Origin of the sequence: Psychrobacter sp. Ps2 (assembly GCF_022129405.1) — a bacterium.
Classification (GTDB): domain Bacteria; phylum Pseudomonadota; class Gammaproteobacteria; order Pseudomonadales; family Moraxellaceae; genus Psychrobacter.
On the sequence record NZ_JADQAM010000044.1, the window covers coordinates 1 to 12,805 of the forward strand.

Genomic DNA, 12,805 nt, shown 5'->3' on the forward strand with positions numbered 1-12,805 from the left:
ATGGCTTTGATTCCTTGCAAATATAGACAGTATATAGCGTTAGACCCTACGCCAGCATGAATAATGTCCATTACACCATATTTTCGAATATAAAGGTGATGCGATACCGTTTGACACAATAAAGTTGCAAGACAGCCCTTCACATTGGCAGTAGATTTCTATAAAATACCGACCATGTGGTTTCTTTGCTATGTTTTTTCATAGCATGCGTTGAACGAAAGCGGGTGTTCTAAAGATGAGTCCTACTACTATTGCTTATGGTTACTTAGCCATTGCCATCATTTGTGAAGTGATCGGCACTACTTTTTTGATGAAGTCAGAGCAGTTCACCCGTTTGGTGCCAACTTTGATGATGGGCGCGCTCTATGCGGTTTCATTTTATCTAATGGCTCAGACGCTTAAGACCATACCGCTAGGTATTGCGTACGCGCTGTGGGGCGGGCTTGGGATTGTGCTGACATCACTCGCTGGTGTGGTGCTATTCAAGCAAAATCTTGATACAGCAGCAGTGGTCGGTATCGCGATGATCGTCGGCGGTGTTGTTGTGATGAACTTATTGTCTAATTCTGTGGTGCATTGATATGGAAAATGCTTATAAGCGTAAAAAACAGCCAGAAGTCATTCGTCGTGCGTTGTTAGATCAAGCAGCACGTATCACATTGGAGCAGGGCTTATCTAAAGTGACGTTTCAGGCAGTCGCTGATGCGGTTGGGGTGACAAAGGGTGGGGTGATGCATCATTTTTCTACCAAAAACGCACTCGTGCTAGAAGTTTTCAATGATGCAATGGCTAAGTTTGAGGCAGAAGTAAACGCAACAATGGCTGATGACCCTGTTAAGTACGGTTCATTTACCCGCGCTTATATAGATGCCACTATCAGCCTCGGCGAGCAAGGGCAGGAAGAATACGATAATCAAGCGACCTTATATGTGCTGATGCTAGGCGATAGTGAGCTGCGTGAGTTGTGGGCTAAGTGGGCGAATGAGCAACTCAAAAAACATGCGGCAACGGATAATACCGAGACGTTATGTATGGTTCGCCTTGTCGCTGACGGTATTTGGCTCTCAGACTTTTCAGGTATCGATATCGCAGACAAACAATCATTACGTGATCGCTTGATAAAAATGACACAACGAGACTTTGATTTATAAAACGATGCTGATTTATAAAATAATTTTTATTTCACTATTTAAAGACTAAATTTCGAAACTTAACTAACGACGACACTATTCGGCTTCAGTACTTTTACATAGTTACTTTTATATAGCTACTTTTGCCAATCGTCCTAAGGAGAATTTATGACTGATTTTAATAATTTGACAGATATTATCGATTTAGACCAAGTACAAACAGCTTATATCAACGGTCGTTATCTAGCGGTTGATAAGTCGCTGATGACTTTTGAAGATATCAATCCAGCCACTGGTGAAGTATTGGCAACGATTCAGCAAACCAGCAATGAGCAAATTGACGAGGCGGTAAAAGCCGCACATAAAGGTCAAAAAGTTTGGGCGGCGATGACAGCAGTTGAGCGTGGTCGCATTTTATCAAAGGCTGTTGAGATATTGCGTACGCGCAATGATGTGTTGGCACTACTTGAGACCAAAGACACAGGTAAAGCCTACTCTGAGACGAAGTACGTCGATATCGTCACTGGTGCTGATGTCGTTGAATACTATGCAGGTCTGGCACCGATGATTGAGGGTCGTCAGATTCCATTACGTGATACTAGTTTTGTATACACTCGCCGCGAGCCACTTGGCGTGGTCGCAGGTATTGGCGCATGGAACTATCCGATTCAAATCGCGATGTGGAAAGCGGCGCCTGCACTGGCTGCCGGTAATGCGATGATTTTTAAACCATCAGAAGTGACACCGTTGACGGCACTAAAACTGGCAGAAATATTGACCGAAGCTGGATTGCCAGATGGTGTGTTTAACGTCGTACAAGGTAACTATGAAGTGGGTCAAGCGCTGACCGAACACCCAGATATCGCAAAAGTATCGTTCACAGGTGGCGTACCGACTGGCAAAAAAGTCATGTCGAGCGCGGCAAGCTCATCTCTAAAAGACGTAACTTTAGAGCTTGGCGGTAAATCACCTTTGATCATATTTGATGACGCAGATATCGATACCGCTGCTGACATCGCTATGATGGCCAACTTCTACAGTACGGGTCAGGTATGTACCAACGGTACGCGCGTATTCGTTCCTAAAGCGTTACAAGCTAAGTTCGAGCAAGCTATCTTAACTCGTGTTGAGCGTATTAAACTAGGCGACCCTATGGATGAGAACATCAATATGGGTCCACTGGTTAGCTTCCCGCATATGGAAAGAGTGCTTGGCTATATCGAGCAAGGTAAAAAAGGCGGCGCGCGTCTGCTAACAGGTGGCGAGCGCGTTACAACGAACGAGCTTGCAAACGGCGCATTTGTCGCACCGACAGTATTTACTGATTGCACGGACGATATGACTATCGTACGCGAAGAAATCTTTGGCCCAGTGATGTCGATATTGACTTATGAGACTGAAGAAGAAGTGATTCGCCGTGCCAATGATACCGAGTATGGTTTGGCTGCAGGAGTCGTGACTGCAGATCTAAAACGCGCGCATCGAGTCATCGCTCAGATAGAAGCTGGCATCTGCTGGTTGAATACATGGGGCGAGTCGGCAGCACAAATGCCAGTTGGCGGCTATAAGCATTCTGGTATCGGCCGCGAAAACGGTATCGAAGCACTCGAACATTATACTCAGACCAAATCTATCCAAGTAGAGTTGGGTGCGTTTGAATCTGTCTTTTAATCAATCTTATTGAGAAAAACGAAGCCAGTAAGACTGCTTATCAGCTTTAATTTAGCCTTTTTAGGACACCTTACTGACCCTAAACGATTTATGTTTTTTCAATATTATGGAGTATGTTATGACATCAACCACACCTGAGTATGACTATATTATTGTTGGAGCAGGCTCAGCAGGAAATGTGCTGGCCACACGTCTGACCGAAGATGCCAGTATTAAAGTACTGCTGTTAGAAGCAGGTCGTCCAGATTATCGTTTTGACTTCCGTACCCAAATGCCAGCTGCGCTTGCTATGCCGCTACAAGGGACGACTTATAATTGGGGCTACAAGACAGATCCTGAGCCATATATGAACAACCGTGTCATGGACTGTGGCCGCGGTAAAGGGCTAGGTGGCTCATCATTGATTAACGGTATGTGCTACATCCGTGGTAATGCGCTAGATTTTGATGACTGGTCTAAGATAAAAGGCCTGTCAGACTGGACGTATTCGGATTGCTTACCGTACTTTAAAAAGCTAGAAAACTGTGACGCTGGCGAGAATGACTATCATGGCGTGGGCGGACCTGTTGAAATGACTACCTCAAAGCCAGGAGTCAATCCACTGTTCCAAGCTATGATTGAAGCGGGCGTACAAGCGGGCTATCCACGTAGCGAAGATCTAAACGGCTATCAGCAAGAAGGTTTTGGTCCGATGGATCGATTTGTGACACCTAATGGTCGCCGTGCGTCAACGGCTCGTGGCTATCTTGACCGTGCCAAACCACGTAGTAACATTACGATTTTGACAGGTGCATTGACTGACGTGATTTTATTCGACGGCAAGCGCGCTGTCGGTGTCAAAGTCGAACACGAAGGCCAGACCAAAAACTTTCATGCCGCTCGCGAAGTAATTGTCTCATCTGGTGCGATTGCCTCGCCGCAACTACTGCAGCGCTCAGGTATCGGTCCTGGTCAGTGGCTAAAAGACGCTGGCGTGACCGAAATATTGGATCTGCCAGGTGTTGGTAATAATTTACAGGACCATCTAGAGCTGTATATGCAGTATGAATGCAAACTGCCAGTGTCAATCGCGCCTGCCAATAAATGGTGGAATAAGCCTGCAATTGGTGCAGAATGGTTATTCAATGGCACAGGTCTTGGTGCGTCTAATCAATTCGAAGGTGGCGGTTTTATCCGTACGGATGAGAAGTTTACCCATCCAAATATTCAGTATCATTTCTTGCCACTAGCCGTACGCTACGATGGCCGCAGTGCTGTAAAATCACACAGCTTCCAAGCACACGTCGGCTCACTGCGCTCACCGAGCCGTGGCCGCGTCAAGCTAAAATCACGTGATCCGAAAGCACATCCAAGTATCTTATTTAACTACATGTCGCATGATCAAGACTGGCAAGAGTTCCGTGCTGCAATGCGTATCACGCGTGAGATCATGCATCAGCCAGCGCTTGATCCTTATCGTGGTCGCGCGATTGCACCGACCGATGATTTGGTCACCGACGCTCAATTAGATGAATACGTACGCAATCATAGTGAGACGGCTTATCATCCATCTTGTACCTGTGCGATGGGCGAAGATAACGATTCGGTAGTGAATGGCGAAGGTCTGGTACATGGTATCGATGGTTTGCGCGTTGTCGATGCGTCTATCATGCCCAATATTATCAGTGGCAATCTCAATGCTACAACTATTATGCTCGCCGAAAAAATCGTCGACAAGATGAGAGGCGTACAGTTGCCACGTTCAACGGCAGATTATTACGTGGCCAATGGTGCACCGCTGCGCTCAGAGCCGATGCGTGATTATCTCTCGACAGTGTAGGCTGCGATATAAGCCTGCATACAGGATACTGAATAAATAACGATATGAGAAAATTTTAACCAAAAGGCCTTTCCAAGTAGAGGCCTTTTCTATCAGCGCTAACGTATTAGAATAATGAATACCGTTCAGGTTGAATTTGTTTATAATTTTATTAGCTTTTTATTTATTGGTACTGCTTTGTCCGTCATGCGGTTGGTTCCACGTTATACGGTTATAGATCATCAGTCTACTATTAGACGATGCCGGACAAAGCAATATCGGACCCTGTTTAATTTATCTATTGAGGTCTTTTATGTACAGTTCGCCATCACAAGATGTGACGAAACCTCTGACCCTAAACAAAACCGTGTTTATGGGCTCAGCTATTATTTCTATTTTATTGATAATCTGGACCATCGCTTTTCCAGATTATAGTGAGGCCTTGTTGAGCGCGAGCATGACTTGGGTATCAGACAAGTTTGGCTGGTATTATATGTTGGTGGTTGCCGCTTATAGTATCTTCGCGTTGTTTGTTGGTTTTTCTAAGTACGGTGATATAAAGCTTGGTCAAGACCACGAAAAAGCGCAATTTCCATTTTTAGCGTGGGCGGCCATGCTGTTCTCAGCGGGTATTGGTATTGACCTGTTGTTCTTTGGTGCCTCTGAGCCTTTGATGCATTATTTGACCCCTCATACAGGCCTAGAGCCTGCTAGTGCTGAGGCCATGCGTGAAGCGCTTGCTCAGACCTTCTTGCACTGGGGTCTACATGGTTGGGGTATTTATGCACTAATCGGTATGGCGCTGGCTTACTTTGCTTATCGCAAAAACATGCCACTCGCGCTACGCTCGCCGCTAACACCGATATTCGGTGAACGCTTAATCAAAGGTTGGTTAGGCGATGGTATTGATACCTTCGGCGTCGTCTGTACGTTGATGGGTATTGCGACCAGTTTGGGTATTGGGGTATTGCAGGCCAATGCTGGCTTGACCCATGTGTTCGGTATCGAATCTAGCAAAACGGTTCAGGCGCTCATCATTGTAGGTGTTGTCGCTGCCGCCGCTATTTCTGCGATGACAGGTGTCGAAAAAGGCGTTCGTCGTCTATCTGAATTCAACATGCTGTCGTCAATACTGTTGTTGCTTGCCATATTGGTTATGGGCAATACGGTGTATCTATTAAATACCTTTACTCAAAATATCGGTCAATATTTCCAAACCATCATTTATAAAACCTTTGACGTTTATGCTTATGACGGTGCTGCTGGTGCCGAGTGGAAATCTTGGTGGACGATATTTTTCTGGGCATGGTGGGTTGCTTGGGCACCGTTTGTCGGTCTGTTTATCGCGCGTATTAGCCGTGGCCGTACTCTACGTGAGTTTGTATTTGGTGTGATGTTTATTCCGCTTGGTTTTATCTTCGCATGGTTCTCTATCTTTGGTAATTCAGCGATAGATTTGGTTGCCAATGGCGCAACAGAGCTTGGCGAAATCGCGGTCAATGATGCGGCAATGGGCATGTTTGCGCTGTTTGAATACTTCCCTTACAGTGAAGTATTGTCATTTGCTGGTGTGGTTATTGGTCTTATTTTCTTTGTGACTTCTGCTGACTCAGGCGCGTTAGTACTAGCGAACTTGAGCTCAAGAGGTATGACCAATGATACCGATGCTCCTGTTTGGTTACGTCTGTTTTGGGCAGCAGCCACTGGTCTTATTACGTTAGGACTGCTATTTGCAGGTGGTTTTGCCTCATTGCAATCTGTTTCTGTCATTGCAGGCTTGCCATTCTCTATTATTCTTGTGCTCTACATGATGTCTATGTGGAAGTCGTTAAAAGAAGAAGGCAATAAGCGTAAAGCAAGTACAATCGGCACGGCAAATGTGTTGGACAGTGGGAAGAGCTGGAAAGCGCGCTTGCAACGTATTGTGAGTTTCCCAGGCCATGCACAGGTTGAAAAATTCTTGCATAATGTCGTGATGCCAGCGATGTCTGAGGTCGAAAAAGAGTTTAAAGCAGGTGGTCTTAAAACCTCATTAGATACCAAAAACCTTGCTAGTATCGGCGAAGATATCGATGCAGGTATGGATCAAGACAGTGGTCAGGTAGACGGTCTAAAGCTGCGTGTCGGTCATGGTGACGAAGATGACTTTATTTATGAAGTCAATCTGATTAAAGCTCATCGTCCTAACTTTACATTGAGCACATCTACCAAGCACGCAGAGTACTACTACCGTGCGGAAGTGTTCTTAAGTGAAGGCTCGCAAGAGTATGACTTGGTTGGCTACTCAAAAGAGCAGGTATTGGTTGATATCTTAAATCAGTACGAGCGCCATTTGCAGTATCTGCATTTAGAGCGTTAATCAGACACATTTTTTAAGTAAAACTATTAGTAAAAATGTCCCCATAAGTTGCACGCAGCTTATGGGGTTTTTTTATGGATAACTATTTATAAATAACTATCGTTTGAATTGAGGGTATATCCCAAATAAGTGGCAAACAAGCGCCGCAAATATAAGGTAAAATTCATTAAGATTAAATTGATCGACTGATACGCATCTACGTATTAGCAAAGGATACACTTGTGACCAAATTAAAGTACATAGCACATTACTCAGAGCAGATTCAAACTCAAGCTGCTCAGCTTATAACTGATGGTAGGTTGGGCGAGTATCTGGAAAAAAAGTACCCGACTCAGCATCAAATCCAAAGCGACAAAGCGCTCTATCAGTATATAAATGAGATAAAAACCCAATACATGCGTAAGATTGGTCAGCTATCAAATGTCAGCTATAGCAGTAAGCTCAAGGTTTTAAAACATGCCCTAGGTATCCATACGACGCAATCACGTGTACAGGGCAGTAAGCTTAAATCGCACAATAGCATCACGGTAGCCAGTCTATTTCAAGACGCGCCGCCAGAGTTTTTGCGCATGATAGTGGTGCACGAACTCGCCCATTTTAAAGAGCATGAGCATAACAAAGCGTTTTATCAATTATGCTGCCATATGGAGCCCGAGTATCATCAATTTGAGCTGGATACACGCCTGTGGTTACACTGGCGAGAGTTGTAGCCCTAATATAGTCAAATCTATATAAATCCGTTACATCGTTATTCTCGCTAAGCATACTAATGTATAACTTGCACTCGGTTGCCTTGTGCTGCTTTTAAATTGAATCGACTATAGTATGAATAGCAACCTGAATAACGTTCGTAGTAATGTTAATAACAGCCATATAAATATCGTGTTCTTCTCTGTAGCAATCATCTGAGCCGATAGGGTGTGTCCTCAATTCAATTGATCATATCTAAATGGGCTAAAAATGGCTAAATTTTGCCAAACATCGTTAAATAGCTGGTTAATATCCCGATATGATCTGCGCTATTTTCCTTGTTTGACTGCAATTTATCTCATTTTTATCAACATTTTTAAAATGAGGACACGCCCTAGAATTACGTTATAATCCTAACCACATACGATATAGTCCATAAAAGGTTGTAAACAATGATCAATACTAAAATATATAAAGCCATTTACACCTTAGCCGAAGAATTATTAGAAGCGGATCGCAGAGGCAATCAAGAGAAATTTGATTCGCTATATGCTGAACTAAACGCCATTTGTACCGACAATGAAGGCACTGACAAAGACCACCCAGAACAATGGGAAACACTGGCTGACTTTACTGAAGATTTGGACGCAGCACTGGTGATTTATGACAAAGCATTGGCCAAGGCTACTGCCATTAATTCAAAAGATCATATGTCATCGATTGCTTTTTCTATGGCGGTGCTACAGCTTGAGACAGGCGAAAAAGAAGCTGCTATCCAAAGTCTGCAAAATGCCAAAATCACAGCCAATAAAATAGAAGATAAAGAGTTCAAGGTTGAGATTGATGAGATGCTTACGAAGCTATTGGCAGAGTAGTTTGGTTTATAGTCAATCCTCTATAAATTGGGGACGGTGTCAGTCTGGCTCAGCCTGCTATTTGTAGTACTTTCGCTCGGCTTCCTTGTATCCAAGTTATATTGAACCGACTATAAATAGGGCAATCCGATATGCAAGACATACCTGTGGTAATCGTTGGTGGTGGGTTGAGTGGATTATATGCTGCCTTCTTATTAGAGCAAAAGGGTATAGCGTATAGATTGCTAGAGGCGCTTGATACCGTGGGTGGTCGCATTGCAGTTGCTAAATATCCAGATGCGCATGCTACTAATAACAATACTGATATCGAACAAAAAGAATCAAGCGCCGCGTTTGATTTAGGACCGTCTTGGTTTTGGCCGGATTATCAGCAGCAATTAAGCCGTCTTATTGAGACATTGGGTCTATCGCGCTTTGCTCAATCTGAAGCAGGCGACATGATGGTTGAGCGCGCTGCCAACCAGCCACCTGTGCGTATGCAGGGTTACAAAAGCGCACCACCTTCTGTGCGGCTAGTCGGTGGTATGGCTGCTTTGATTGATGCGCTATATGCTCGCCTAGATGCTAGTTGTATTATTACCAGTCAAACGGTAAGGCAGTTGAACAAGACGTCTCAACATATCGAAGTACAGAGCGAAGATACTTCTGGACATGTGAACGGACATGTGACTACGCTCCGAGCGCAGCATGTGCTACTTGCATTACCGCCTCGATTGGTAGAAGGTCAGATAGTATTTCAGCCAGCGCTACCGCAAGACTTAAGTGAACAGTGGCGCGAGACAGCCACTTGGATGGCTCCCCATGCCAAATATGTCGCTGTTTATGAATCACTATTTTGGCGAGATGTTGGTCTCTCGGGTGCCGCGCGCAGTGCGATAGGGCCGCTTACTGAGATACATGATGCCTCTACGCTAGAGGGCGATGGGGCATTGTTTGGCTTCTTTGGCATTCCTGCTCAAGTACGTCAGAGCGTCTCTGATACGGTGCTAAAAGAACATTGCCGTGCCCAGTTAGTGCGACTATTTGGTGAGCAGGCAAGTACTCCGAAAGCTGAATATCTTAAAGACTGGGCACAGGATCCATTAACAGCGATGCCTGCTGATACCAACGGTAACGGTCAGCATGCAGTAGCACCGCAGTCCATACCAAAAACTGGCATGTGGCAAGACTGTCTAACAGGTTGTGGTAGTGAGTGGTCAGCGCATTTCCCTGGCTATGTCGCTGGAGCAATTGATGCAGCAACCGTCGCTGTACAAAGCCTACCTGCTGATATTTTGTGCCAGTAATTATTAGGGTGCTGTTGTAAGCTATCATAAAAGCCATTCAACATGACTAAGAAATTCGTCATCCAATAGGATAGTCGATGAATGACTCGCTCAAACAAACCAGTATTCACAAAACTACTACTTGGCTGGTGCCCTTCATTTGTCTACTGGCAGGCGGTGCACTCACTGGTATCTCGACCAATGTGGCAAAGTACGCTATCGATGTTGGTCTAACCCCATTAGGGTTTTTGTTTTGGTCGATTATTGGTGCTGCTGTTATTTTATTACTAGTAGCGCTCATCAGAAAAGAACTCCCTCCTCTTAATGCGCGCAGCTTAGAGTATTACTTTGTCGCGGCGCTGGTCAGTGTCGCGGCCGCCAACTTACTGTTATTTTCTGCCATTCCTCATGTGGGCGCAGGTTTCGTCGCCTTAATCCTCTCATTGCCGCCACTGCTAACTTATCTTGGTGCGCTGTTACTACGTATAGATCAATTTTATATTGTCCGTGCGCTTGGGGTCATCGCGGCACTCATCGGGGCAGGAGCATTAGCCGTGCATAAATTCTCTGCGCCAGATTCTAGTGTGTTTTGGATTTTAATCGCGCTTTTTGGTCCAGTGCTACTCGCTATTGGCAATATATATCGGACGTTACGCTGGCCTGATAATGCGTCTTCTGGCGCACTCGCTCCAGGTATGTTGATTGCGGCAGCGCTGCTGCTAGGTTTATTCAGTATGATGTCAGATTTCTCTATTGCTGTACCTTTAGAGAATTGGCTACCGCTAAGCATGATAGCTATACAAGCATGCGTATTTGCTGGACAGTTTTTACTGTTATTCCTATTGCAAAAGACAGGTGGGCCCGTGTTGCTGAGTTTGTTAGGTGCGGTAGGAGCCATTGTCGGCGTACCCGTCGCTATTTTTTTGCAAGGGGAGAGTCCACCAGAAGGTCTATTTTTAGGTGCTACGTTGATAGCCATTGGCGTGGTATTAGTGACATGGGGCGGTGTAAAAATAGCAAAAGTAAAATAAGAGATTTAATAAATGTGTATAAGCGATAGCATTAAACTATAGAGTTATTAAAACCGTTACTGCCTAATGCGCACTTTTTATCTCGCTCTGGTTGTCAGTATCTAGATTATCAATAGCTGCTATGACTCAATAATTGGTTACGATTAACTTAAATCACTTTTTGTGGATACGACAAAAAAGGAGTATAAGTATCGTGGTTATCGTTGTCATGGACTCAGGCTATGAATGCAGCCACGCGTTATCGATTATTAAACAATTTTACGATTCTCATTAGTGTCATCGGGGTAGCGATTGCCTTGTTAGATAGTGGTTTTACACTACCAACGTGGCTCCAGCAAGTATTCCATATTTTCTATTTGGTCATCATCTTTCTCAGCTTTATGGTGACCGCTGGTCGTTACATCTATACTAAAAAGCCATTAACGCTTAATAAGGTCGTCGTCTTTGACGCACTGACTAGCATTGCCATCATCATTTTATTGACCGCGCATTTTACGGACTTAGTACGTTCAGGCTTATCTGCTGCCGTTGATGGCTTTGTCGCAATAAAGATAGCGGTGTTTGTCACCTTCGTCCGCGAACTCTCCGATCATAATTTCAATCTCAATCGTACCTTTCTACACCCTGCGCAGTTTTTTATTCTAAGCTTTTTAGTCGTGGTGCTGGTTGGCGCCTTGCTATTGATGATGCCCAATGCGACGACGCAGCCGCTGTCTTTTGTTGATGCGCTTTTTACCGCGACCAGTGCGGTTTGTGTGACAGGGCTTATCGTAGTGGATACTGCCACCTATTTTACGACTTTTGGCCAAGTCATTATTATGGGGCTGATACAAATTGGCGGTTTGGGTATTTTGACCTTTGTGACCTATTTTAGTTATTTTTTTAAGGGTGGTGTCAGCTATGAGACACAAGCCAGCATCAGCGAGATGTCTTACATGCGTGGTATGGGTGATGTGGTGTCGACACTCAAGTCTATCTTATACGTCACATTTGCTGTCGAGGCGGTAGCGGCTGCGCTGATTTATATCAGTATTTATGACATACCCAATATGGATTGGTCTGAGCAGTTATTTTTTTCAGTCTTTCATGCGATTTCTGCTTTTTGTAATGCTGGGTTTTCTACCTTTAGTGCTGGCTTGTACGATGATTCGCTACGTTTTAATTATTCGCTACAGCTGATTCTGGCGATGACATTTATCTTCGGTGGTATGGGTTTTACCATCGTGGTCAATGTGCTTAGGTATTTACGTTATCGTGCTCAGCGGCTGATAAATCGCCATGACCAACGCTATATTTATCAGCCTTGGTTACTTAATATTAATAGCCGTATTACTTTGATTACCACAGGCGCATTATTGCTGGTCGGTCTGATTGGCGTGATGATATTTGAATACAATAATGTGCTCGCCGACCATACCAGTTTCCTTGGTAAGCTCGTAACTGGGTTCTTTACGGCGGCTACCCCGCGTACGGCAGGGTTTAATGTGATTGATATGGGTGAGCTGACGTTTCCAACGGTAATGCTGACGATATTTCTGATGTGGATTGGTGCGTCACCAAACTCGACAGGTGGTGGTATCAAGACCAGTACCTTTGCGATTGCTCTATTGAATACATTAAGCCTAGCTCGTGGTCAGACCAAGATAGAGGTGTTTAAACGGGAAATTGCGGAGATTTCAGTTCGACGCGCATTTTCTATTATGTGGTTGTCGCTACTGGTCATCGGTACGGGCGTGACGCTCATCAGTTATGATCAGCCAGAGCTTGATTTGATTAAAGTGGTATTTGAGTGCTTCTCAGCTTATAGCACGGTGGGCCTAAGTTTAAACCTGACAGCAGACTTATCAGATTTTAGTAAAATAGTGGTTTCGGTCATTATGTTCGTTGGCCGCGTCAGTATGCTGACGATATTTATTGCACTGCTAAAAAATATGCGTCAACGTAATTATCGCTATCCTACTGAAGAGATTACGATTAACTAATCCG

At 44.5% G+C, this 12,805-nt stretch carries 10 protein-coding genes; all 10 read left to right on the forward strand.

Translation table 11 applies throughout. The features are described from left to right. Positions 1-235 precede the first annotated feature (235 nt). The 10 genes from I3254_RS04835 to I3254_RS04880 all read left to right on the forward strand — a co-directional run bounded on the left by I3254_RS04835 (position 236) and on the right by I3254_RS04880 (position 12,801). Positions 236-580 (forward strand): multidrug efflux SMR transporter, encoded by a 345-nt coding sequence (locus I3254_RS04835; protein WP_102093691.1) that lies wholly within the window; start codon positions 236-238, stop codon positions 578-580. Position 581: 1 nt separating this feature from the next. Then, positions 582-1,151 carry a TetR/AcrR family transcriptional regulator gene (locus I3254_RS04840; RefSeq protein WP_238051750.1) on the forward strand — a complete coding sequence of 190 codons (570 nt, stop codon included), beginning with the start codon at positions 582-584 and terminating at the stop codon, positions 1,149-1,151. A 147-nt stretch (positions 1,152-1,298) separates the two neighbouring features. Beyond that, positions 1,299-2,801 (forward strand): betaine-aldehyde dehydrogenase, encoded by a 1,503-nt coding sequence (betB, locus tag I3254_RS04845; protein ID WP_238051752.1) that lies wholly within the window; start codon positions 1,299-1,301, stop codon positions 2,799-2,801. A gap of 118 nt (positions 2,802-2,919) precedes the next feature. Continuing rightward, positions 2,920-4,620, forward strand: a complete 1,701-nt coding sequence (betA, locus tag I3254_RS04850; protein WP_238051762.1) for a choline dehydrogenase — start codon at positions 2,920-2,922, stop codon at positions 4,618-4,620. A gap of 292 nt (positions 4,621-4,912) precedes the next feature. Next, the gene (gene betT / locus I3254_RS04855) at positions 4,913-6,958 is read left to right on the forward strand and encodes a choline BCCT transporter BetT (protein ID WP_238051765.1); all 2,046 of its coding nucleotides are present in this window, start codon (positions 4,913-4,915) and stop codon (positions 6,956-6,958) included. 221 nt (positions 6,959-7,179) lie between these two features. Further along, complete coding sequence (locus I3254_RS04860; protein ID WP_238051766.1) at positions 7,180-7,668, forward strand: M48 family metallopeptidase; 489 nt, start codon at positions 7,180-7,182, stop codon at positions 7,666-7,668. A 432-nt stretch (positions 7,669-8,100) separates the two neighbouring features. After that, on the forward strand, positions 8,101-8,523 hold the full coding sequence (locus tag I3254_RS04865) for a tetratricopeptide repeat protein (RefSeq protein WP_238051768.1): 423 nt from the start codon (positions 8,101-8,103) through the stop codon (positions 8,521-8,523). Positions 8,524-8,654: 131 nt separating this feature from the next. Continuing rightward, on the forward strand, positions 8,655-9,809 hold the full coding sequence (locus I3254_RS04870) for an FAD-dependent oxidoreductase (RefSeq protein WP_238051770.1): 1,155 nt from the start codon (positions 8,655-8,657) through the stop codon (positions 9,807-9,809). 77 nt (positions 9,810-9,886) lie between these two features. Continuing rightward, positions 9,887-10,819: a DMT family transporter gene (locus tag I3254_RS04875; RefSeq protein WP_238051773.1), complete on the forward strand. Its 933-nt coding sequence runs from the start codon at positions 9,887-9,889 to the stop codon at positions 10,817-10,819. Positions 10,820-11,040: 221 nt separating this feature from the next. Continuing rightward, positions 11,041-12,801, forward strand: coding sequence for a potassium transporter TrkG (locus I3254_RS04880; RefSeq protein ID WP_238051775.1), 1,761 nt, complete (start codon positions 11,041-11,043; stop codon positions 12,799-12,801). Positions 12,802-12,805 lie beyond the last annotated feature (4 nt).